The organism is Arthrobacter gandavensis, from assembly GCF_039528575.1.
In the GTDB taxonomy this organism is placed as follows: Bacteria; Actinomycetota; Actinomycetes; order Actinomycetales; family Micrococcaceae; genus Arthrobacter_B; species Arthrobacter_B citreus_B.
In genome coordinates, this window is sequence record NZ_BAAALV010000002.1 from 1,307,466 (window position 1) to 1,329,431 (window position 21,966).

The following is a 21,966-nucleotide window of genomic DNA, read 5'->3' on the forward strand; positions in this document are numbered from 1 at the left end:
CCGTCTCGTCTGAATTTTCGTGGCGCGGGGCTGGCCCGCCGCTAGTTGCCGGCCAAAAGCAGGCCGTCCCAACCGGTACCCAGAATTTGTACGTCCGCCCACCAGCCGGTTCCAGTGACTCGGTAATTATACAGACTACCCCGTCGATCCACGCCCAAAACGCTGGCCGTGCCGGCGCCCGTGACATCGTGCCCGGCCCTGAGCGTTGCAAAATCCTGCCAGCCCGTACCGACAGTCGCCGGCGCGGCCTGCGCGAAGCTGCCGGAGGCCGTCCTTCGGTAGTACGCCATATTGCCGGACGGGTTCACTGCCAGAATGTCACTAATTCCATCCCCGTTCCAATCGAGGCTGACGAGCTTGAATCCGTTCCAGCCTTCACCGATGACTGTTCCTCCCTGCAGATAGGAGACCCCATCCGGATTGGTGTACCGGCGCAGCTTGCCAGTCGTATCCCGTGCCAGAAGGCCCGGGAGCCCGGACTGGGAAACCACAGGATCAGGGTAGACGGTCATCGTCTCCCACCCCGCCGTGCCGATGTTGCGGGCACCGCCGAACCCGCCTTGTGCGAGGCCGTGGTAGACATCGACTGTCCCCTTGCTCCACTGCACCACGATGTCCATGGTCCCGTCGCGGTTCCAGTCCATGGCATGGATCGACTTCACGCCGTGGAAGCCGACGCCGATTTTGGCCGGGCCCTGCAGGGCCCCGCCCAGCATGGCCCGGTAGACCAGGAGGTCTCCGTTCGGGTTCACCGCCACGATGTCAGAGGCTGAGGAAATTGAGGGCCCTGGCGGAGTCCCAAGCGCCTGGGTGTTGGCCAGGAGATAGGGTCCCCAGCCGCTTCCTGAGGTGATGGGCGAATACCAGTAGCCTGTTCCGCTGGCACCGTAATAGCGCAGGTCGCCGTTGGAGAATTCGGCAAGGATACCGATGCTTCCCGGACCGGCGAATCCGCTGATGCTTCTGAGTCCAACTGCATCCTGCCAGCCGGTGCCGATGGTCACGGGAGCGGCGGCCGCCCCGCTGGCTGTTCTCGCCCTGCTGACCAGGTCTCCGTTGGCCAGCCGCTGGATGACTTCCTGAACGCCGTCGCCGTTGAAGTCCATAAGGGTGGTCAGCGTGCCGTTGAACCCTGACCCGAGTGCCGCTGGCGGAGACGCCATGACGCCGCCGCTGGTGTTGGGGTAGAACCAGCCCCTGCCGCGTGAATCCGAGGCCACGATGCCGGGGAATCTCGACGAACTGCCCCAGGAACCTACGGAGATGCGCAGCTGGGACCACCCCTGGCCTACGGTGACGGGTCCGGCGAAGCCGCCGCCCGCCAGGCCGTAGTAGACATTGAGGTTGCCTGCGGGGGTCTGCGCCAGGATGTCCTGCACGCCGTCGGCGTTCCAGTCCGTGGAATGGACCGAGAGCATTCCGGACCATTGGGTGCCAATGGCCAGCGGCGGGTGGAGCCGAGCACCGCCGGCAGCCCTGTAGTTGAGCAGCGTGCCGTCCGGACCTACAGCCACGACGTCGGCGGCCGATGCAATGGACGGGGTCTGGGGCTGGCGGACGGCAAAGTCATACAGGGCTGCGTCGCTGCCGTTCCACACGTTCGAGTCGCCGACGAACGGACCGGTGCTGCTGTACTGCCAGACGTTGTAAGTGTTCCAGCCAGCCGGCATTTGCCCCGGGCCCGCGGTGCTGTAGTTGGCGATGTGCAGGGGATGGTCGTGGAAAGCCGCACTGTTGCCGGTACAGGTGCGCCACCAGTCGGTTGTCGTATAGATCATGGGCAGCCGCCCCGTGCGTGCCTTGATGGTCCTTGAGAAATCCGCGATCCAGGCAACCATCTGGGAAGCGGACATGTTGTAACAGGTGTTCCCAAGGGAGGAGTAGGGGTTGTACTCGATGTCCAGCAGCGGCGGCAGTGTGCGCCCGTCTGCAGACCAGCCTCCGCCGTTGTTCACGAAGTAGTTTGCCTGCTCCGCACCGGAGGAGACGTTCGGGATCGCGAAGTGGTACGCGCCCCGGTACATTCCGACAGTGTGGGATCCGTTGTACTGCTGCGGGTAATAGGGATTGATGTAGGACGTGGCCTCAGTCGCTTTGACGTAGGCGAATCGGGCGCCCTGGTTCCAGGCACCGAGCCAGTCGACGTTGAACTGGTGGCTGCTGACGTCGATGCCCTGAATCCCGGCCGGTCGCCAGGTTGACGCCAGCGTCACCACCGATGCCAGCGAGATGCCAGCGGTTTCGTACGCAGTCCGGGAGTCGTGCACCGCTCCGCGTGCCGAGGGTACGCCGGGATTTTCCGCGGCGGCTGCGGCGGGACCTGCGGGTGCTTCCCCGGCGGAAACCATTTCTTCGGCTTTGGCCTCAAGGACCTGTTCTTCGAGGGTAGGTACCTGGGGATTCCCTGTTTCCTCAAGCCGTTCCAGGCCCTGCCCCAGCTTCGCGCCCAGTGGGCCGATGAGTTCTGCGAGCCAGTCCTTCTCCGCGGAGCCGGTCTCCGGAATACTGTCGGCGGGAGTTGCCGGAGGGAGAGGGGTATCTGAACCGGACAGACCCTCTGCGCCCTCTCCAGGGCCTTCCTGGGGCAGCGGCGAGGGGGTGGGCGTCGGCACGTCGCCGGTTGCCGGGGCGGTATTTTCGTCGACCCGAAGTGACGGTGCCGAATCTTCCGTTACAGCAACCGCCGGGAGGGAACCTGCCGGGAGGGCGACGCTGAGGGCAATCCCGGAAAGGGTCAGCAGGAAGTTTGTGCGAGTCATTGGGTCTCCGGTGGTGCGCATGGTGAAGGAGTGAGAGCTGAGACCACACTAGCGAACGAGGGCCCCTTTCTTCCGGAGGCGGCTAACGGGATGCGAACGGGTCGGCGGAAACGGGTGGCCCGCATTGGGTGCAGGACGATGATGGCCCGCCAGACACGCGCGGGACCAGAGAAGCCTTCCTGTCTCAGGGTCGGGTGCCCAAATGGGTCTTCAGCGCATCCGGCATGGGGCGGGGAAAGAATCCGGCGGCCTTGATTTTGCGGAGGTCCAATGTGCTGTTCAGCGGCCGGGGTGCGGCGCCGGGTTTGGAGGCGAAGTAGTCTTCAGTGCTCACACCCGTCACGCCGGCAGGATCCGCGCCGGTCAAGGAAAACACATCTGCGGCAATCTCCGCCCAGGAAGCCTGGGGGCCGTCGTTGGTGAGGTTGTAGGTGCCGTAAGGCGCCCCGGAACCCAGCAGATGGCGTATGGCGCCCGCAATGTCCGAAGCAAACGAAAGGCGTCCACGTTGGTCCTCAACCACTGCCGGCGAGGCGCCCCTTGCCGCCAGGGCTGCCATGGTGTCTACAAAGTTGCTGCCTCCACCTACTACCCAGCTGGTTCGCACAATGTAGTGCTGCGGGACCACGGAGACGACGGCGTCGCCCGCGGCTTTGGTCTGGCCGTACACACCAAGTGGAGAGAAGGGCTCATCCTCCGTGTGCACTCCTTGCGTGCCGTCGAAGACGTAGTCGCTCGAAACATGGACCAGTGTCAGGCGGTTCTGCGATGCGACCCGGGCCAGCCGGGCCACGGCACGTACATTGATTTCCCAGGCACGACGGCGGCCTTCCGGCGTCTCCGCTGCGTCCACGGCAGTGAAGGCGGCGGCGTTGATGATGGCGGAGTAATTCCTCCAGTTCCGTTCATAGGCGGCAGGATTAACCAGGTCGAACTCGGCCCGGCCGGCGAACTCCACGCAGGCGTCGCCGTCGTACGCTTTGCGCAGCGCCTTACCCAGCTGGCCGTCGGCACCCAGCACGAGGACACGCCGCGGTTTCATCGGCGCCACGTCCGCCAGACGGGGATGTGCCTTGTCCTTCTCCGACAGCTCAGCCTGTTCCAGAGGGATCGGCCAGTCGATAGCGGCGGTCTCATCCGCAAGGTTCAGGAAGGTGTACTGGTCCTGCGCGTCTGCGCTCCAGTGGTCGTTCACCAGGTAGGTGTAAGCAGTGTTGTCTTCCAGCGTCTGGAAGGCGTTGCCCACCCCGCGGGGAATGAAGATCGCCTGGCCGGGATCCAGCTCGGCAGTAAACACGGTACCGAAACTTGGACCTTCGCGGAGGTCCACCCACGCGCCGAAGATCCGTCCGGTGGCAATTGAAATGTACTTGTCCCAGGGCTCGGCGTGGATGCCCCGCGTGGTTCCGGTCTTTTCATTAAAGGAGATGTTGTTCTGGACCGGGCCAAAGTCCGGGAGCCCCAGCTGGAGCATCTTTTCCCGCTGCCAGTTTTCCTTGAACCAGCCGCGGTTGTCCCCGTGGACGGGAAGGTCAAAGAGTACGACGCCGGGGATGGGGGTTTGGTGGGCGGTGAGCGTCTTCGAGAATTCAACCATCGCCGTTACTGGCCCTGGACCTTGTATCTGGCTTCGGTCCCGGCCTTTTGGGGCCGCCACCAGGCTTCGTTTTCGCGGTACCAGGCGATCGTGGCTTCAATGCCGGATTCAAAGTCCGAGAACCGCGGTTCCCAACCCAGCTCGGTGCGCAGCCGGGTGGAATCGATGGCGTAGCGCAGGTCGTGGCCGGGCCGGTCGATGACCTGGTCGTAAGCATCGGCAGGCTGGTCCATATGCTTGAGGATCAATTCAACAACTTCCTTGTTGTTCTTCTCGCCGTCGGCGCCGATCAGGTATGTCTCGCCGATTTCGCCCTTCTCGATAATCGTGAGGACGGCCGATGAGTGGTCGTTGGCATGGATCCAGTCGCGGACGTTTTCACCGGCGCCGTAGAGCTTGGGGCGGATGCCGTCGATTACGTTGGTGATCTGCCGCGGAATGAACTTCTCCACGTGCTGGTACGGTCCGTAGTTGTTGGAGCAGTTGCTGATGGTTGCCTGCAGTCCGAAGGAACGCACCCAGGCGCGCACCAGCAGGTCCGAGCCGGCTTTGGTGGAGGAATACGGGCTGGAGGGGTTGTACGGCGTCTTCTCCGTGAACCTCTCCGTGTCATCGAGTTCAAGGTCGCCGTAGACCTCGTCCGTGGAGACGTGATGGAAGCGCTTGCCATGCTTCCGGGCAGCTTCGATCAGCGTGTAGGTGCCGATGATGTTGGTATCCAGGAACGGACGCGGATCGTGGAGGGAGTTGTCATTGTGGGATTCCGCTGCGTAGTGGACCACTACGTCCGTCTCGCGGACGAGGCGGTCCACGAGTGCGGCGTCGCTGATGTCACCCTGAACGAAGGCAAAGCGGTCCTCAGGAAGGCCCTCGAGAGAGGCGAGGTTGCCGGCGTAGGTGAGCTTGTCGAGCACGCTGACATGGGCATTAGTTGTATCGAGCGCGTACCGGACGAAGTTTGAACCGATGAAGCCGGCCCCTCCGGTGATAAGAATTCGTTCCATAATTACCGTTGCCCCCGTCTATGTAAGTGTGCAGTATGCACCCATGCGCGGAATCATACTTGCCGGGGGGACCGGATCCAGGCTGCATCCAATTACTCAGGGCATCAGCAAACAGCTTGTGCCCGTGTATGACAAGCCAATGGTCTATTATCCGCTGACTACCCTGATCCTGGCTGGAATCCGGGACATCCTCATCATCACCACTCCGCACGACCACGATCAGTTCGTGCGGCTCCTGGGCGACGGGTCCCGCTTTGGCATCAACCTGACGTACACGGAACAGCCGGACCCTGACGGGCTGGCGCAGGCCTTTATTCTTGGGGCCAACCACATTGGAGACGACAGCGTTGCCCTGGTCCTAGGGGACAACATCTTCTACGGGCCCGGAATGGGCGCCCAGCTGGGCCGCTTCAGCGAGGTGTCCGGCGGGTCGATCTTCGGTTACTGGGTTGCGGACCCAACGTCCTACGGCGTCGTTGAATTCGATTCACTGGGACGGGTGATTTCCCTTGAAGAGAAGCCGGCAAAACCGAAAAGCAGCTACGCAGTTCCTGGACTGTATTTCTACGAGAACGACGTCATCGATATAGCCAAGAACCTGCAGCCCTCGCCGCGCGGAGAACTTGAAATCACCGACGTGAACCGCGTTTATCTCGAAGAAAACCGGCTGCATGTAGAGATCCTTCCCCGCGGCACGGCATGGCTGGATACCGGTACCTTTGACTCCCTGAACGATGCGTCCAACTTTGTCCGCACCGTTGAGAGCAGGCAGGGACTGAAAATCGGATCTCCGGAGGAGACCGCCTGGCGGCAGGGATTCCTCTCGGACCAGGAGCTGCGCGACCGTGCTGAACGCCTCGTCAAGAGCGGCTACGGACAGTACCTCCTCGGGCTGCTGGACGCTGCGGCCTAGGCTTTCTCCCTACCGCAAGCAGCCGAGTGGCGGGTTATCCACATTAGGTGCCCTTCACTCTCGTCAGCCGCGGGATATTCCCTTATCCTCGCCGGCATGGCCTCACTGGCCTGCAGGAACAGTCTCAGTCTCGATGCCGCGGCAGGAAGGCCGGGGCAGGATCCGGGGGAGCATGAATGGATGCGGTGCGAATTGTCGAAGACGAGGTGCGCGAGCTCATCCGTGTCCGCGGACTGGACCCGGTACGCCAGGTAGGTGAAGTCCGGCGCCTGGTCGACGCCGCTGTCCAGGACTATGACGACCGTTCCCTGCTCGGCTCACTTCCTGCCCTGGGCCATCTTGAGCGGGCGGCCAAGCAGGTCTTTGACTCAGTCGCCGGCTACGGAGCCCTCCAGCCATTGCTTGATGACCAGAGTGTGGAAGAGATTTGGATCAACTCGCCGGGGGAAGTGTACGTAGCCCGCGATGGCCGGTCGGAGCTGACCGCGCTCAACCTGACAGCGGAGCAGATCCGGGACCTGGTGGAGCGGATGCTGAAGTCTTCGGGACGTCGCCTGGACCTGTCTTCACCCTTCGTCGACGCCGCGCTTCCGGACGGATCGCGGCTGCACGTGGTCATTCCGGACGTGACGAGGCGGCACTGGGCGGTGAATATCAGGAAGTTCATAGTCCGGGCCAGCCGGCTGGAGCACCTCGTGGAACTCGGGACGTTGACGCCCCAGGCAGCGAGATTCCTGTCAGCAGCGGTAGCCGGAGGCCTCAACATCCTGGTCTCCGGGGCCACGCAGGCCGGCAAAACAACACTGCTGAACTGCCTGGCAGCCTCGATAGGTGCGCGGGAGAGGGTAGTCACGGTAGAGGAGATCTTCGAGCTGCAGCTGCCGCTGCGGGATGTTGTTGGCCTGCAGTGCAGGCAGCCAAACCTGGAAGGGTCGGGGGAGATTCCCCTGCGGCGACTGGTGAAGGAGGCCCTGCGGATGCGGCCGGACCGGCTGATTGTCGGCGAGGTCCGGGAAGCCGAAAGTCTGGACATGCTTATCGCCCTGAATTCAGGCTTGCCGGGCATGTGCACGGTCCACGCCAACAGTGCGCACGACGCCGTCACCAAGATCTCGACGCTGCCGCTGCTGGCCGGAGCCAACATTTCCAGCTCTTTCGTGGTGCCGACTGTTGCTTCCTGCATCGATCTGGTGGTGCACTGCGTCCGGACTCCTGCCGGCAAGCGGGAGGTCACGGAAATCCTGGCGCTGGGGCGAAGGGTTGAAAACGGAGTCATTGAATCGACGCTCGTGTTCCAGCGCGAGAACGGGAGACTGGCAGCCTCGCCGTCGTCGCTGCCCTCACCGGACAAGTTCGCACGTGCCGGAATGAACCTGGCCGAACTGCTGGAACCGGCAGCATGAGCGCCGTAGCTGGACTGGCCCTGGGGATGGGCCTGTTCCTGGTTTGGTGGTCCTGCTGGGCGGTTCCCGAGCGTGAGCCCAGGCTGCGTCGTCCCGGGCGGCTTGAGGAGTTGCTGCGAACATCCGGCGTCAGCCGAGTGAGCCCGGGAGGACTCGTTCTTAGCAGTGCCCTGCTGGGCGTCCTGGTTCTGCTTACCGCTTGGGTACTCACGGGCTCCCTGCCCATAGCGGGCTGTTTTGCTGTCTTTGCCTCAGCCCTCCCTGTTACGGCGGTACGTTGGCAGGCCGCCAGACGGAGTGCGTCCCTGCTGGAACTGTGGCCTGACGCCGTCGACCATCTGCGTTCTGCCATCAGGGCCGGCATGTCCCTGCCGGAGGCGCTCATTCAGCTTGGCGAAAACGGACCGGAAGAGCTTCGTGCCCCCTTCCGGGAATTCGGGGCCGACTACCGCTCCGGTGGCTCATTCGACGCTGCGCTGGACGCCCTCAAGGACCGCCTCGCTGATCCGGTGGGGGACCGGATCGTGGAATCCCTGCGCATTACCCGGCAGGTTGGCGGGTCCGATCTTGGCAGGCTGCTGGGGACACTGGCCGAGTTCCTGCGCGAGAATGCCCGGACGCGCAGCGAGTTGCTGGCCAGGCAATCATGGACCATCAATGCTGCTCGGCTCGCAGTAGCGGCGCCGTGGATAGTCCTTGTACTCATGGCTACTGCCCCCGAAGCTGTGGAGGCTTACAACACGGCGTCAGGGGCTGCTGTCCTGGCCGCGGGCATGGTCATCTCGGTGGGTTGCTATCGGCTGATGCTCCGTATTGGGGCGCTGCCTGCCGAAAGAAGGGTCCTGCGGTGAGCGGTGTCTGGCCATTGGCCATGCTGATGGGAGCGTGCCTTGGCACTGGCTTGTGGCTGGCCGTGGTGCGCCTGCCGTTCCTGCGCCCCACGTCTTTCGCCGACAGGATCGCACCCCAGCTGCGCTCCGTTTCGCCCGGGTCCCGGCTTCTCGCGCCCGCGGACATCACCCCATTCGGTCCCCTTGAGCGGGTTTTCCGCCCCCTCCTGGCTGAACTGGCGGGAAGGATGGAACGCCTTAATCCTGCAGCGTCCTCCCTGCAAAAGCGTCTGGACCGGGCGGGAAACCGCATGAGCGTCCTGGAGTTCCGCTCCGCACAGCTGCTGTTCGCAGGCACGGGCCTGCTTGCCGGCGGAACCGGCGGCATCTGGCTGGCGGCCAACGGGCAAATCTCGGTCCCTGCAGTGGCGGCAGTGTCCTTGGCCACGGGGCTGCTGGGGTACCTGCTCCGGGACTACCTGCTGACCAGGCAGGTACAGAAGCGGGAGGCCCTGATGCTCGCGGAGTTTCCGAGCCTGGCCGAGATGATGGCACTGGCGGTCGGGGCGGGGGAAAGCGCGGGCGGAGCCCTGGAGCGTGTGACCCGCACATCCGGCGGCGAGCTGTCCAGGGAATTTGGGCGGGCGCTCGCGGAGACCCGATCCGGAATACCGCTGCTGGCAGCGCTGGGCAACATTTCAAAACGTACACAGCTGGCCCCGCTCTCAAGATTCGTGGACGGTATGTCCGTGGCCATCGAGCGTGGAACGCCGCTGGCGGATGTTCTGCGGTCGCAGGCCCAGGACGTTCGGGACATGGCCAAACGCGAACTCATGGAGGAAGCCGGCAAGAAGGAAATTGCCATGATGGTTCCTTTGGTCTTTGGCGTCCTTCCCCTGACTGTCCTCTTCGCGGTATTTCCCGGCCTTTCCCTTCTCAGTATTGGACTGTGACTTCATGCGTAGACAACTCAACCCACCACAATCCGGAAACGCCAACGAAAGGACTCCCATGAGAACCAGAATCGCGCTGCGGATGCTGCCGGCGCTGCTGGCTGCCTGCCTCATGACCAGGCTGCAGGCAGCGTTTCAGCCCCAGGGCTCTGAACGGGAGCGTGGCGACGTCCCGGGATGGGTAAACATATTTAGCTGCCGCAGTCCATGCGTTCCATAGGTGACGATGTGCTTTCCATAACGGTCGGGCACCCGAAATGTAAGCGAGTTGGCTTGATAGATGCCGGAAACGCGAGGAGGGCTCGGCGGCGTGCCCGCGAGTAAGGTTTGCTACATGCTCACACACGGATCTCACACCGGTTTTCACCTTCAACAGTTCAGTATCCAAGGGTTCGAGTTCCCACCGCTCGGAGAATGGGCGTACGCCCCCGCTTTGCCCACGACATTTTGTATGGTCAACCATGACGAAGAGCTGGAGGTCGTGGGAGAAGGTAGGCATCTCGAAGGGATCAAACTCGTGCTAAAAGCTTTTCGCGACGGAGGCGAGGAGGACAACAGCATGTTTGCGGCGCTGGTTCACGAACCAAGGAATCCGTTCGACCGTTTCGCCGTCCGTGTCGATCTCTTCGCGGTCACCGGTGAGGGAGGACGGGCGTCCTACGAAAAAGCGGGGTACCTTCCTCGGGAACAGGCGCACCTACTGCACGAATACATCAAGAACCTAGCTGGCCAGGGTTTGTTTCCCATAATTTCAGTCCAAGTGTATGGCGGCACCGTGGACAAGCCGAACATAGGTCTGTGGCTAGGGAGAGGACAATATGAGCTGAGTGAAGGTCACAGACGTATCTAAGTCCTCATGGAAGATAACGCAGGGCGTAGCGTTGGGTCGCTCTGAATACCTGGGTCCCACGTCGCGAACCTGGCTGCCCTCAGGTTCCGGTGTGCTCCAAAGGCGCTTGCTACGAGCACGTAAACTGAATCCATATTCGCTAACTTACCGGTAACCCGCGATGGCTCCGGTGGGCGGTATACATCGCGCCACCCACGGGCGCATGTAGACTCTCGCGCCGAGTCTTTACAACCTGTGCCTGCCAGCGCCGCGGCTGACTGAATTCGTGACGCGGCTGCAGCTCGAGCTATGGGAGTTAGTCGTGTGGCCAAATAGATGATGACTCGTATGTGCCTCGGGGAGTGGATCCATCCTTTATCTATCCGATGAGCTTGCCGTTTGACGATTTGAAAATTCTTTCAGTCAGCTCCATGCCTGTCAGCCGCAGGCGACAGGTGATGCAAGAACAAGGTCAAGATCAAGATGAAGCCGCCGCACTCCTGTTAGGCTAACGGTCGATTAGTGGGGGGTAAGGATGACCGTAGAGTCTCGGAAGCATAACGCTGCAGTTCTAGTGGGGAATGGCCTAAGCATCGCCTTCAACCCGGAACTGAAACTGGATTCGATCACCAGGGAAATGATCGCCCGGATGCAAGGAGCCACAGACAACGGCGATAAGGTCATCCACGCCATGAACGAGATCGCCCGTCGTTCTGGCCCCCCTGAGGAAGTGACGGACGAAGACTTCGAAAAACTAGTCGGCGCGTTCGACTCAGAGGCAAGGACCCTTGAGGAACTTGGAAAACTGGCAGAGCTGGTCGAGGCTGAGGACACGGCTTTGCAGTCGGCCATTGCAGAAGTGTCGAAGTTTAGTGACCGCGTCCGAGACAGGGGGCTTAGCTACGTACTCGAAGTGGTGACGGATCGTTCTCGCGCCGACCACATCCTGCACAAGGAGGTCCACGACGTTCTTCGGGCGATTATTGATAGCTTTGACGGCGTTGTCACCTTCGGTAATTTGAATTACGACACATTGCTTCTGTCAGGTCTGTTGGCAGTAGATGCTCCGCTATCTGATCTAGGGCGGGGCGTAGTGCCAATTTCGATTCGCGTTGTTGACAGCGACGGGGAAACGACGTCATCCATTCCATACGACGCCAAGTACCTACGCACGTCGCTGGACTTTCCTCCCGGTGAACGTTATCGAGTTCGACTCCTTCAGCTGCATGGATCGTTGACGTTTTGGGGACAAGTCGAGGGGGACGTTCATATCAAAGTGCCCATCCAGTCGCTCCGTGATCACAATATTTGGTCGGGCCTGCGGGAAGCGGAACCGAGGTGGCGTCCTAGCGTTGTGCTGGCCAACCAACGGGAGAAGGCACGGCATGTCGAAAGATACCCCTACAGACTCGCATATGAAGGTTTTGCAGCGAGCCTAACCGAAGCTGATCATTGGTTGATTATCGGTTACTCGTTTCGTGATTCTTGCGTCAACGAGGTCCTGCGCCGAGAGTTCATAACTCGAAAGGACAAGCCCAACGTCCTTGTTTCCACCTACGGAGCACTGCCTACCGACGAAGAGATCGCAACGGCTATTGGGTGGGGCGCGGAGGACGGAGATGCAAAGTGGCTGACGGTCAATCGTGACGGGGTTCGCGGCCTGCAGAACGATTTCGACTGGTTTCTTTTCGCGCCTCGAAAATCAAGCTGAACGACTTTCCCGCCCCGCGATTTCCTGTCTGCTGGAGCAGCCTCGTTCCCTGCCACAGGAGGGCCACCGTTGCCGCTGGTCTAGCTCGGTCGGCTCTCTCCAGGGCCAGTAGGCATTTTGCAGCGCTACGAGACCTCTGGCCTTCCGACTGTGCCGTCTTCGCCGAGTAGATGTCTATACGCGGTGGGGATCAGAGTCGTGCGATCAGGGGACCAAGTACTCCAGTAACGCCAACGTCCACCTGAGCATTCAAGTGAAGAGTCCATACTGATCTGGTCGATGACGATCAGGATGGTGTCGCGTGCTTCAGCATGCCGTACCTCGCCCTCCGTGACGTCCACGGCACGACGGTCAGTCGTGCTGGCCTTTACCTCAACATGTGTTTCGCGTCCTCCCCGGGCTAGCGTGACATCCCACGGCTCTACAGCGCCGACGTCAGTCGCAATGAAGCCAAGTCGCTCGTAGTGGGCCATGACCAGGTCAACGGCATACCGTTCTACTGCCCTTCGTCGGGCTGGATCGGGCTGCCGACCATAGCCAGATCCCGACTGGCGGGATCTGGTTCCATCCGACGTCTGGTCCTCTTCAGGGCGATCAACAACCAACTGATTTAGCTGGTCCAGTCCCGGTAGTGCATGGACGAGTGCCGCCGGGAATTTCACTAGATAAGCCTGGGCGCCCCGTATAGGCCTTTTGTCTGACAGTGCGAAGGGGAAATATAGGCCCTTCTTCGCTCCATACTTTCTAGTGAGTTCGTCTCTGACATCACGGATTGGTCCCTCCAGGGTTCTGACAGTGTCGAGCGTCAAAGGACGTTCGAATTCTCTATATCCCTGAAGAAGTGCCTCCCAAGCGTCTTCTTCACCCTGCGGTGGGCGCAGCCTGCTAGAAGTGCCTCGGCTTTTCCATTGCAAGGACGATTCTCTAGCGCTCTCGAGGCAGTGGGAGTAGCCGGTCAACGCTGGCCCATGGTTCTTACGCCAATGCAGAATGACGTCGCCTGGCCGGACATAGCGAACTGTGTCGTAGGACCATTCCGACTGACCCTTGTCATTGACCTGTGGGGCAATCAGGTTTTCGCCGACTGGATCCCGGTCCGTGATCTCCATCCAGTAGCGCTCGCGATTGTCATGTTTCCACCAGTCGTTAAGAGCCATGGCTCAAAGCATAGGTCTTTTCGTCGTGAGCGGCGTGTACGTCGTTCGTGTGGATGTGCTGGATTACTTCTTCTCGTACCTAGTTACCGGGATAGCAGATTAGTCTTTTGCGTTGAGGTCCTGGCGAATCAGTTGTACGAGCCGAATATGACTCGCTGCCAGATCCTCTGTTGCGGTCTTTACCTGGACGGAGCGCCCAAGCGCCGGCGCCGTCTCAAACACATGGATGCACCTGAGTAAGGCAGCGTTGAAAGACTTTAGTTCTTGATTCACGTCCATGCTGCCAAGCACCATGATCGGGGTAAAGAATGCTGTCCCCTCGGAGACATCAAATGTGGTCCTTTGCCCTGACAGAAGCCCTTCGACTGCGGCAGCGGCGAACCTGTCGCTGTCGTTCACATGCTGTTGATCCATCTTTCGACAACAATATGTACATCATTGGGTACGTGCCTTCAGCGAAACCTTAGCGTACGATTTTTCTGTTTTCTGTGGAGAACCCAAAAGCCCGTGGGCTTGGGGACTTGCCGTTCTTCAAGTCGCCAGGCCCACGGGCCGGTCTGTGGTTTGGGCGAACCCAGCGTTAGCTGCTCAGTGCCGCCGTGGGGGAGGTCTTGGCTGCCCGCATGGCAGGCAGGACACCGGCAATGGCGCCGACCAAGATCGTAACCGTGATGCCGGCAAACAGGACCGCCGGCGGGATGGATACTGGCCAGCCGTTGCCGGCTGCGACCATCGCAGTAATCAGCCAGCCCAGTAGCGTTCCGGCAATGCCGCCGTAAGCCGAGAGCAGCATCGCCTCAAAGAGGAACTGCAGGCGCACGTGCCGGCGGGTAGCGCCGAGTGATCGCCGCAAACCGATCTCTCGTTGGCGTTCCAGCACCGAAATGACCATGGTGTTGGCCACGCCGATGCCTCCCACCAGGAGCGCGATGGAGCCAACGCCCACCAGCAGTCCGGTGAATGCGGAATCGATCGTGTTCTTCGCGGCCAACGCATCAGAAGGCCGGCTGACCTGGATCTCGTTGGGCGACTGCGGGTTGACCGTGGGCGGCAGCAACTTCCGCACATCCGCCACCATCGCCTCGTCCGACCGCTGGTAAATCGTGGTGGGGAAGGACTCGTGCCCAAACAGCTTCGCAGCGATCGGCTGCCCGATCAGCGCCTGGTTGTTCAGCTCCGGTGCAAGCGGGGACGTGTCAAGAATGCCGGCCACGGAGAAGTGCTGCCCGCCCAGCCACACCAGTGAGCCCGGCGACTGGATGCCCAGGCGTTCAGCCGTCCCCTTGCCGAGTACGACGACGGGGAGTTCCGCGGTTGCTCCGTTGAGCCACACGCCGTGCAACAGTTCGGCGCCAGTGGCTTCCAGCAGTTCCAGGTCCACGGATGCGACACTCAGGCCGCCGGTGCGGGAGGACTCAATCTCTGAGTTGCGGTACACGGGCATCTTGTCGATGACGCTGGTGGAGCCTGCACTGATCACCCCTGGGAGGCGCCGGACCTGTGGAACGGACTCCAATGGGAGCTTTGCTTCTTCGCCCACCAGATTAGTTCCAGCCGTGATGGTCAGCAGGTTTGTGCCAAGCGAAGCCAGCTTGTCTTTGACCAGTGCCTGGCTTGAGGTTGATATGCCGATGACGGAAATCATGGCGGCAATGCCAATGGCAATGCCCAGCGACGATAACACCGCACGGCCGGGCCGTGCCCGTGAGCCGTGGAAGCCCAGCGAGAAGAGGTCGCTGACCCGCAGTCGCGACCGTTTGTCCAAACTCATGAATCCGTCCTTGCCTCAGCCAGCGTCGTCGCTGCGCTTGAGGTATCTGCGATGATGCGGCCATCACGAATGCGCACCTGGCGCGGCAGTCCGTCAGCAAGTTCCTGATCGTGCGTGATCACGACAACTGTGGTGCCGCTGCGGTTCAATTCCTTCAAGATATCCAGGACCACTACGCCGGACTTGCTGTCCAGGGAACCGGTGGGCTCATCAGCCAGCAGCAGCGTGGGCTCACCCACCACTGCACGGGCAATGGCAACACGCTGGCGCTCCCCTCCGGAAAGCTGGCGGGGGTCATGATCCAGGCGGTGCGCCAGACCAACCCGTTCCAACGCAATGGCTGCCCGGCGGCGCCGTTCCTTTTGTGGTGTGCCCGTATAAAGAAGGCCGGTGGCCACATTGTCCAGCGTGCTGACGCCGTCGGAGAGGTGGAACTGCTGGAAGATGAAGCCAATGGTGTAGGCGCGCAGGGCGGAGAGTTCAGTGTCACTGAGCTCAGCAATGCTGTTCCCGGCAATGCGGGTTTCCCCGCTGGAGGCACGATCCAGCGACCCCACAATGTTCAACATGGTGGACTTGCCGGAGCCGGAAGGGCCCACAATGGCGATCAATTCGCCTTCGTCGATGCGAAGGTCCACGTTGTCCAAAGCCACTGTGGGAGGCGAACCGTAAACGCGGCTCACACCTTTGAGTTCAACGATGGGGGCACTCATTTGGCCACCACCACGGTATCGCCCTCGGCGAGCTCTCCGCCCGTCACAATGACCAAGCCATCAGCGAAGGTGCCGAGTTCCACGGGGGTGAGCTTCGTCGTCGAGCCTGTGGCAACCTCCACGGCGAAGCCGCCGCCGGGCTGGGCCAGCAGGGCTACCACGGGGACCAGCAGCGCATCCTCGCTGAGGACTCGGCTAAACATGGCTGTGACGGCAACGTTCTCCATTGTTCCGCCGGCCTCGGCGTCGTCCAGGGTCAGGGTCACGGGAACCTTAACCTGCTTGCCTTCGCCGCCCTCGGTCTCGGTGGGGGCGCCAACATCGGTCACGGTGGCAACTGTTTCCTTACCTCCCGGCAGCACAATGGTCACCTTCGCATCACGCTGCGCGAGCGTCTGCTGTCTGGTGTCCAGCTCTACCGCAACAACCTTGTTGGTCCCGGTCATGGACAGAATCTCAGCACTTGCCGCATCACCGGCCTTGGCCTTGTGGCCGGACACCCGCTGGTCGGCGGGGGCAAAGATGACCCGGCCCAGCGTGAGTTCACCCGTGGTTTCCACTCCCATGGCATTTTGCCAGTTCCAGATGGCCCATTTGGTGTAGGCATCGAAGTGCTCGTCGGCGACTCCGCCCAGGTAGCCGAGGTTCCCTAGCGCGGTTTCCAGCTGCAGGACGTCGGCGCCGTCGGACATCCCCGGGGCAAAGTCGCGCCATGCGGGAAGTGCTCCGTGCAGCAGCAGGACGGGGACGTCGTTAATGCGAAAGAGCTCACCGCCGTTGCCCACCACTGTGCCCGGGGCCGGCATCGAGGTGACGGTGCCCCCGGGCGTGGTGCCCACGGTGCGCGGCTGCGAAAAGCCCAAGGTGCCCTGCAGGCGCAACTGCTCCTTCAGCGGACCGCGGGCCACAGTCTTGGTCTCCAGAGACAGCGGCTTCTTGGTGTCCGAGTCGTTGCCGGACTGCGGCGTCAGGGCCAGGACGCCCACGACCGCGGCCACAACGGCCACGACCACGGCGGACAGGATGATGGTGCGGCGTTTTTTAGGCCGTTGCCTGGCCGCGGGCTCGGCCCGGTTCGGAACGTCAGTGGTGTTTACGTCAGTGCTCACTTTTCGGGCCCGGTTTCGTTGGCTTTTGCGGTGCAGGCGTCAACATCGTCGGGGTTGATTTCGGGGCCGAAGGATCCGACCATCCCGCCCTCGACGGGATCCGGGTAGTCGTAGCCGGAATCACGCATGCATTTGGCGAAGGCCAGCTGCACGTCAAACATTTCATCCGCGCTGAGCTGGTTGGGATCCACCGGGGCATCACCAATCTTCTTGATACAGGTGGTGTACTCCTTGTCGAAGGCATCCATGTCGAACTGGGAGGTGTCCACGGATTCGTTGCCGTTTTCGCCGCCTGTAATGTCAAAGCCGGCAGCCAACATGCAGCTGTCCACGTCTGAGCGCCACTGTTCCACGGTCATGGTGGATTCTTCCTTCAGCTCTCCGGTGCCTGACTTGTCGGCGCCGCAGGCCCCAAGGCCAAAGAGCAGGGCGGACCCTGCGATCACGGTGACGGAGGTGCGCAGCGTACGGCGGTGTTTTGAGGCGTTCAAGGCTTCAGTCCTTCTGGTTTGCTTCCCCTCGGTGGATGACCGAGGAACTCCAGTCCATCAAGGGCGAGGTTATGAGAAGGTAAAGCGTCAGCCTTACCTTTCCTTAACCCGTAGCCTGATTAACTTGGAGTTGTTGATCGAGCGGCTTTGAGGGAAGGCACAACGTGCGGGTTTTGATTGTGGAGGACGAGGAATTCCTCGCAGAGGCCGTTCGTGCACGGCTGGCGATGGACTCCATAGCGGCCGACATTGCCGGTAGTGGTGACGCCGCGCTGGAGGCAGTTTCCATCAACGAATACGACGTGGTGCTGCTGGACCGTGACATCCCGGGAATGCACGGCGACGACGTCTGCCGGCGACTGGCGGCTGAGCCCGGCAGTCCCGCGGTCCTGATGCTCACGGCGTCCGGTTCGCTCAACGACAAGGTGGGTGGCCTGGAACTGGGCGCCGACGATTATCTGGCCAAGCCCTTTGAATTCCCCGAACTCATCGCCCGCCTGCGTGCCCTGAACCGGCGGCAGTTCACCACACACCCGCCGGTTCTTGAAAGTGGCGCTCTTCGGCTGGATACGTTCCGGCACGAGGTGTATCTTTCCGGGCGTCTTGTACCGCTGACTAAGAAGGAATTTGCGGTCCTGGAGTTGCTCATGAAGGCTAAAGGCGGTGCCGTCAGCGCCGAAACCATCCTCGAAAAAGCCTGGGATGAGAACGCCAACCCCTTCACCAATTCCGTCAAGGTGACCATCAGCAACCTCCGCCGCAAGCTGGGCGAGCCGTCCGTTATCAGCACCGTTCCCGGGGTGGGCTATGCCGTCGCGGGCGATTGACGGGGCCGGTATCCGTCGTTACCGCATGACGGTCCGGGCCAGGCTGGCGCTGACGTACTCGGCGCTGCTCACCGGCGCCGGAGTGGTCATGATGGGCATTGTCTACCTCGTCATGCGCTTTATACCCACTTATGATTTTGCGTCGACTGCCGCAGAGCCGGCCCCAGGTGACAGCATGGTTCCGCCGACGGACCTTGCCTCGCCGCCCGCCACCAGCTTGGAGCCGGCCGTACCGGCCACGCCGCTGGAGCCCGCCAACGAGATTTTAATCAACTCTCCCGAGCAATTGTTCAACCTCCTGCTCTGGATCTCCGCGGCGGTACTGGTCCTGCTGGCCGTTGCGGGAATTGCCGCGGGCTGGATTGTGGCCGGCCGGATGCTCAAGCCGCTGCAATACATCAACACCGCCGTGCACCGCGCCGCAGCAGGGGATCTGGGCCACCGGATCGACCTGGTGGGACCCAAGGATGAGATCTCCGAGCTTGCGGGGAACTTCGACGGCATGCTCGAGCAGTTGGAGCGTTCCTTCACTGCATCGCAACGCTTTGCCCAGAACGCCTCCCATGAACTGCGCACCCCGCTGGCCACCACCCGCGCCATGCTCGACGTTGCCCTGGCCGCACCACAATCCCCGGAGCAGCAAAAGTTGCAGGAGCGTCTGCGCATCATGAATGAGCGCAGCATTGACATTGTCTCCGCGCTGCTTGACCTGGCCAGCATCGAATCTTCCACAGTGGAACCCCAAGCGGTCGATCTTGCCACGGTGGGGCGGGAGGTCCTGGCTTCCTGCGAGGCCGAGGCGGCCGGGCGGAACATTGGAGTGGAGTCACGGTTTGATCCGTCTGTGGTCACCGGCGATCCCGTGCTGCTGCATCAACTGGTGGCCAATCTGATCCACAACGCCATCCGGCACAATATCGACGGCGGATTCCTCACCATTGGCACCCGCAAGGACCGGGTGGGTGCGGCTGTCATTGAAGTAACCAACAGCGGCCCTGTCCTGGACACAAGAACCGTCGCTGAGCTGACCGAACCATTCCGTAGGGGTTCCGGCCGGACCGCGCACTCCGTTTCGGGTCCGCGTGGGCATGGCTTGGGGTTATCTATAGTGCAGGCCATTGTGGAACGGCACCACGGGACGCTGGCCCTGGAACCGCGTGCCGAGGGCGGGCTCAAGGTCAAGGTCGTTATCCCCGCCTAAAGCAGTTCCCGGGCCAGCGCTAACCAACCCTCATCGCTACAACACCAGCGCAAAGCCTCACTGACCGACTACTAAAGGACGGATACACGCCGGCACCCACCCGGCCGATTACCTACCTATGTCCGAGCACAAACAACCGGTTGGGCGGTACGGCGAATGACGGGTGGCAAATCCACGAGGTCTCTAAGGAGGATACGAGCCTCTTTCTGGACCTTCTTGACGCCGGGTATGCCGCGCCAAGGGAGATAGGGGACTTGATCCGGGCGGAGCACGCCCACTTGATGGTCCGTGGTTTCATTGCGTCCCGCAACGACAAGCCCCTCGCCGCAGCTGCCATGTCAGTGCACCCCACAGGGGTGGTTTTTGGCGGTGCGTCCACCCTTTCAGCTGCTCGAGGTACGGGGGCCCAAGCCGCCCTCCTGGCACACCGGCTTCAACAGGCAAGAACTCTCGGCGTCCCCTTGGCGACTGCTACCGCAGCTCCTGGAGCGGCAAGTATCCGAAACCTTTCCATGCTGGGATTCACCATTGTTGAACGAACAGCCTGGCATCTCACTCTTGCGAACCTCTGAGAACAATCGTCACAATTCGCCGAAAAGATTTTCTTGTAAGCCGTAGCAGCGAAGGATCCCCCTGTGGACGCTGGTTGGGGGTCGTTGCAGGCAAGAATGGCGATATGAAACAGTTCATGCGATCACTGGCAACTGACATTCTCAGCACCATCGGCGCAGGGCGCCGGCTAATGGCGGTCGACGGCGTGGATGGCAGTGGCAAGACATCCTTCGCCGCAAATCTGGTATCCGAGATCCGAAATCGGCCCGTAATCGTCATCCACGCCGACGACTTCCTGAACCCTTCGCACCTGAGACATGCCAAGGGACGTTCTTCACCCGAAGGGTTCTGGGAGGATACGTACAACTACGAGGCTCTGCAGGATAAGTTGCTCGCGCCGCTCGGCCCGAAGGGGGACGGCTGGTATTCGCCAGCTTCCTATGACTCAGGGACCGACCAAATGGTAGAAGTGGAGGTCGTTCATGCTCCATCAGATGCACTGGTTGTTGTCGAAGGCATGTTCCTGCACCGCGATGAACTCAACTCCTACTGGGATGCTTCAGTATTCCTGGATGTTCCGTTCACCGAGACCGCGGCACGAATGGCGGTTCGAAACGGTAGCAACCCCGACCCTGAGCACCCAACGATGAGCCGGTACGTCGGCGGACAGCGTCTCTACTTCGACGCTGCACGGCCCTGGGAACGTGCCTCATTCGTCGTGGATAACTCGGTTTTCACTTCACCGAAACTCATCCATCCCGACGAGGTCTCAACTCTCCGGTGAGGGATCCCCAAAGGGCTGGCTGTGCAGACGACTTTGGACATCCTGTGCAGTCGACTTCGGAAACTGACATTAGCGTCCACTGATTTAGTCGAGCAGGGCCTGTCGTGACAGGGCGGATTTCATCTGTCTCATAAACGATCGTTTCTTGAGACGTCTGAGCAGTAGCCCTTCAGATGCGGATTTGGACATGGATTCTTTGAATTAGTGTCTTGTAATCCCGTCTCAATACTAGTAGTCTCATAACTAGTGAATCGAACGAGATTATGAGACAGGTGGAAAATGGCAATCATAGGATACGCGAGAGTCTCGACGGTCGAACAGAATATGGATATGCAGTTAAGTTCCCTAAGGGACGCCGGTGCTGTTCGGACTTTTGCTGACCGGGGAGTCAGCGGCAGTGCCACCAACCGTCCCGAACTTGCTAGGGCACTCGACCGTCTGGAGCCTGGTGACGTCCTGACCGTCTGGAAGCTGGATCGTCTCGGGCGAAACACGCGTCACGTCTTAGAAGTCATCGAGGATTTGCGACTGCGAGGGGTGGGATTTTGCTCGCTGACCGAGGGGCTGGATACCAACGGCCCAATGGGCACGGCCATGCTCACAATCATGGCAGCATTTGCTCAGCTCGAGCGAGACACGATAATCGAACGAACTCGAGCAGGACTGGCTGCGGCAGCGGAGAATAATCGTCGTGGAGGGAGGCCCAAGAAAATCGATGAGGCAGCCGTTGCGCGCGCTGTCTCTCTGAAAGCCAAGGGCCTGAACGCTGATGAGATCGCCCGGATGCTGGGCGTGTCGCGGGCTACCATCTATCGACACCTGGCAAATTCCCAAGCCTGATATTGCTAGTCGGCTGAACCCTCGTGCAAAGTCAGGGAACTTGATTCGCGAGAATCGTGGGCGGCATTATTAGAGTGCGGTGCATCCCTCGAAATTATATGCCCTTGTCATTTCAGCCCAGGGTATGCAGTCTCGCCGGATTAAACGGAATAATTCTTAATATGCCGCCCACTAGTAAAGTTCCCACCCCTCATGGAAGTTCACCTCTTGGTACTTCAGCTCCTGGAACCTACTAACAAGGAACCTTCGCTTAACTGTGGATAAGCCCTCCGTCTTCAGGACCAGTGCAAGCGGTAGATGGTGTTGAGGCGATGAACACGTGTGCACTCCTCATCCATCTCGTCCGCCGACCGCCAACGGTGCTGAATTCGATCCCGCTCCTGGAGACGTTGGAGTTCGGCCTTCGTCTCCTCGCAGTCCAATGGAATCGGATAGCCGTCGTCCCGGAACCCTCCGATGAGCGGCAGTGTCTCGCCGTCCCAGTAGTTGGGAGCCGGGTTGACTTCGATATTTTGTTCCATA

20 protein-coding genes are annotated in these 21,966 nt (G+C 61.1%); 10 read left to right on the forward strand and 10 right to left on the reverse strand.

Features of this window, described 5'->3' with window-relative positions; all coding sequences use genetic code 11:
• Positions 1-41 precede the first annotated feature (41 nt).
• The 3 genes from ABFX29_RS09380 to rfbB form a co-directional block, all read right to left on the reverse strand.
• Positions 42-2,759 (reverse strand): GH25 family lysozyme, encoded by a 2,718-nt coding sequence (locus ABFX29_RS09380; RefSeq protein ID WP_246167303.1) that lies wholly within the window; start codon positions 2,757-2,759, stop codon positions 42-44.
• 184 nt (positions 2,760-2,943) lie between these two features.
• Entirely contained in the window at positions 2,944-4,356 is a 1,413-nt protein-coding gene (locus ABFX29_RS09385; protein ID WP_152226831.1) for a sugar nucleotide-binding protein, read from the reverse strand.
• Positions 4,357-4,361: 5 nt separating this feature from the next.
• On the reverse strand, positions 4,362-5,360 hold the full coding sequence (rfbB, locus tag ABFX29_RS09390) for a dTDP-glucose 4,6-dehydratase (RefSeq protein ID WP_152226833.1): 999 nt from the start codon (positions 5,358-5,360) through the stop codon (positions 4,362-4,364).
• A gap of 43 nt (positions 5,361-5,403) precedes the next feature.
• On the opposite strand from rfbB, the gene rfbA reads away from it, so the two are divergent.
• The 6 genes from rfbA (at position 5,404) to ABFX29_RS09420 (ending at position 11,999) form a co-directional block, all read left to right on the forward strand.
• Entirely contained in the window at positions 5,404-6,273 is an 870-nt protein-coding gene (gene rfbA / locus ABFX29_RS09395; protein ID WP_152226834.1) for a glucose-1-phosphate thymidylyltransferase RfbA, read from the forward strand.
• 176 nt (positions 6,274-6,449) lie between these two features.
• A complete protein-coding gene (locus ABFX29_RS09400) occupies positions 6,450-7,676 on the forward strand; it encodes a TadA family conjugal transfer-associated ATPase (protein WP_152226836.1) in 1,227 nt (408 codons plus the stop codon).
• The gene (locus ABFX29_RS09405) at positions 7,673-8,527 is read left to right on the forward strand and encodes a type II secretion system F family protein (protein ID WP_152226838.1); all 855 of its coding nucleotides are present in this window, start codon (positions 7,673-7,675) and stop codon (positions 8,525-8,527) included. The genes ABFX29_RS09400 and ABFX29_RS09405 overlap by 4 nt, the downstream gene beginning before the upstream one ends.
• Positions 8,524-9,459, forward strand: coding sequence for a type II secretion system F family protein (locus ABFX29_RS09410; RefSeq protein WP_246167305.1), 936 nt, complete (start codon positions 8,524-8,526; stop codon positions 9,457-9,459). The genes ABFX29_RS09405 and ABFX29_RS09410 overlap by 4 nt, the downstream gene beginning before the upstream one ends.
• 451 nt (positions 9,460-9,910) lie before the next feature.
• On the forward strand, positions 9,911-10,309 hold the full coding sequence (locus tag ABFX29_RS09415) for a hypothetical protein (RefSeq protein ID WP_170287731.1): 399 nt from the start codon (positions 9,911-9,913) through the stop codon (positions 10,307-10,309).
• 514 nt (positions 10,310-10,823) lie between these two features.
• Complete coding sequence (locus ABFX29_RS09420) at positions 10,824-11,999, forward strand: SIR2 family protein (RefSeq protein WP_152226843.1); 1,176 nt, start codon at positions 10,824-10,826, stop codon at positions 11,997-11,999.
• Positions 12,000-12,124: 125 nt separating this feature from the next.
• On the opposite strand, the gene ABFX29_RS16645 is transcribed toward ABFX29_RS09420, so the two are convergent.
• The 6 genes from ABFX29_RS16645 to ABFX29_RS09445 form a co-directional block, all read right to left on the reverse strand.
• Positions 12,125-13,156 carry a protein NO VEIN domain-containing protein gene (locus ABFX29_RS16645; protein ID WP_152226845.1) on the reverse strand — a complete coding sequence of 344 codons (1,032 nt, stop codon included), beginning with the start codon at positions 13,154-13,156 and terminating at the stop codon, positions 12,125-12,127.
• A 99-nt stretch (positions 13,157-13,255) separates the two neighbouring features.
• Positions 13,256-13,555, reverse strand: a complete 300-nt coding sequence (locus tag ABFX29_RS09425; protein ID WP_152226847.1) for a hypothetical protein — start codon at positions 13,553-13,555, stop codon at positions 13,256-13,258.
• Positions 13,556-13,736: 181 nt separating this feature from the next.
• Entirely contained in the window at positions 13,737-14,927 is a 1,191-nt protein-coding gene (locus ABFX29_RS09430; RefSeq protein WP_152226849.1) for an ABC transporter permease, read from the reverse strand.
• The gene (locus ABFX29_RS09435; protein ID WP_152226851.1) at positions 14,924-15,640 is read right to left on the reverse strand and encodes an ABC transporter ATP-binding protein; all 717 of its coding nucleotides are present in this window, start codon (positions 15,638-15,640) and stop codon (positions 14,924-14,926) included. The genes ABFX29_RS09430 and ABFX29_RS09435 overlap by 4 nt, the downstream gene beginning before the upstream one ends.
• On the reverse strand, positions 15,637-16,749 hold the full coding sequence (locus ABFX29_RS09440) for a peptidoglycan-binding protein (protein ID WP_152226853.1): 1,113 nt from the start codon (positions 16,747-16,749) through the stop codon (positions 15,637-15,639). Before ABFX29_RS09440 ends, ABFX29_RS09435 begins: the two co-directional genes overlap by 4 nt.
• Positions 16,746-17,240, reverse strand: coding sequence for a hypothetical protein (locus ABFX29_RS09445; protein WP_152226855.1), 495 nt, complete (start codon positions 17,238-17,240; stop codon positions 16,746-16,748). Before ABFX29_RS09445 ends, ABFX29_RS09440 begins: the two co-directional genes overlap by 4 nt.
• 164 nt (positions 17,241-17,404) lie before the next feature.
• Between ABFX29_RS09445 and ABFX29_RS09450 the strand changes: the two genes are divergently transcribed.
• The 4 genes from ABFX29_RS09450 (at position 17,405) to ABFX29_RS09465 (ending at position 21,444) form a co-directional block, all read left to right on the forward strand.
• Positions 17,405-18,067 carry a response regulator transcription factor gene (locus ABFX29_RS09450; RefSeq protein WP_152226857.1) on the forward strand — a complete coding sequence of 221 codons (663 nt, stop codon included), beginning with the start codon at positions 17,405-17,407 and terminating at the stop codon, positions 18,065-18,067.
• The gene (locus ABFX29_RS09455; RefSeq protein ID WP_152226859.1) at positions 18,048-19,268 is read left to right on the forward strand and encodes a sensor histidine kinase; all 1,221 of its coding nucleotides are present in this window, start codon (positions 18,048-18,050) and stop codon (positions 19,266-19,268) included. The genes ABFX29_RS09450 and ABFX29_RS09455 overlap by 20 nt, the downstream gene beginning before the upstream one ends.
• Before the next feature lie 676 nt (positions 19,269-19,944).
• Positions 19,945-20,604, forward strand: coding sequence for a nucleoside/nucleotide kinase family protein (locus tag ABFX29_RS09460; RefSeq protein WP_152226861.1), 660 nt, complete (start codon positions 19,945-19,947; stop codon positions 20,602-20,604).
• A 279-nt stretch (positions 20,605-20,883) separates the two neighbouring features.
• Entirely contained in the window at positions 20,884-21,444 is a 561-nt protein-coding gene (locus ABFX29_RS09465; RefSeq protein WP_152226863.1) for a recombinase family protein, read from the forward strand.
• 275 nt (positions 21,445-21,719) lie between these two features.
• On the opposite strand, the gene ABFX29_RS09470 is transcribed toward ABFX29_RS09465, so the two are convergent.
• A complete protein-coding gene (locus ABFX29_RS09470; RefSeq protein WP_152226865.1) occupies positions 21,720-21,965 on the reverse strand; it encodes a hypothetical protein in 246 nt (81 codons plus the stop codon).
• Position 21,966 lies beyond the last annotated feature (1 nt).

What these genes read in the sequence shown, in the direction of transcription:
- ABFX29_RS09380 (WP_246167303.1), bottom strand. Translation starts at nt 2,759, where the DNA reads ATGACTCGCACAAACTTCCTGCTGACCCTTTCCGGGATTGCCCTCAGC.
- ABFX29_RS09460 (WP_152226861.1), top strand. Translation starts at nt 19,945, where the DNA reads ATGAAACAGTTCATGCGATCACTGGCAACTGACATTCTCAGCACCATC.
- ABFX29_RS09405 (WP_152226838.1), top strand. Translation starts at nt 7,673, where the DNA reads ATGAGCGCCGTAGCTGGACTGGCCCTGGGGATGGGCCTGTTCCTGGTT.
- ABFX29_RS09400 (WP_152226836.1), top strand. Translation starts at nt 6,450, where the DNA reads ATGGATGCGGTGCGAATTGTCGAAGACGAGGTGCGCGAGCTCATCCGT.
- ABFX29_RS09420 (WP_152226843.1), top strand. Translation starts at nt 10,824, where the DNA reads ATGACCGTAGAGTCTCGGAAGCATAACGCTGCAGTTCTAGTGGGGAAT.
- ABFX29_RS09455 (WP_152226859.1), top strand. Translation starts at nt 18,048, where the DNA reads ATGCCGTCGCGGGCGATTGACGGGGCCGGTATCCGTCGTTACCGCATG.
- ABFX29_RS09415 (WP_170287731.1), top strand. Translation starts at nt 9,911, where the DNA reads ATGGTCAACCATGACGAAGAGCTGGAGGTCGTGGGAGAAGGTAGGCAT.
- ABFX29_RS09465 (WP_152226863.1), top strand. Translation starts at nt 20,884, where the DNA reads ATGGCAATCATAGGATACGCGAGAGTCTCGACGGTCGAACAGAATATG.
- ABFX29_RS09430 (WP_152226849.1), bottom strand. Translation starts at nt 14,927, where the DNA reads ATGAGTTTGGACAAACGGTCGCGACTGCGGGTCAGCGACCTCTTCTCG.
- ABFX29_RS09435 (WP_152226851.1), bottom strand. Translation starts at nt 15,640, where the DNA reads ATGAGTGCCCCCATCGTTGAACTCAAAGGTGTGAGCCGCGTTTACGGT.
- ABFX29_RS09385 (WP_152226831.1), bottom strand. Translation starts at nt 4,356, where the DNA reads ATGGTTGAATTCTCGAAGACGCTCACCGCCCACCAAACCCCCATCCCC.
- ABFX29_RS09470 (WP_152226865.1), bottom strand. Translation starts at nt 21,965, where the DNA reads ATGGAACAAAATATCGAAGTCAACCCGGCTCCCAACTACTGGGACGGC.
- rfbA (WP_152226834.1), top strand. Translation starts at nt 5,404, where the DNA reads ATGCGCGGAATCATACTTGCCGGGGGGACCGGATCCAGGCTGCATCCA.
- ABFX29_RS16645 (WP_152226845.1), bottom strand. Translation starts at nt 13,156, where the DNA reads ATGGCTCTTAACGACTGGTGGAAACATGACAATCGCGAGCGCTACTGG.
- rfbB (WP_152226833.1), bottom strand. Translation starts at nt 5,360, where the DNA reads ATGGAACGAATTCTTATCACCGGAGGGGCCGGCTTCATCGGTTCAAAC.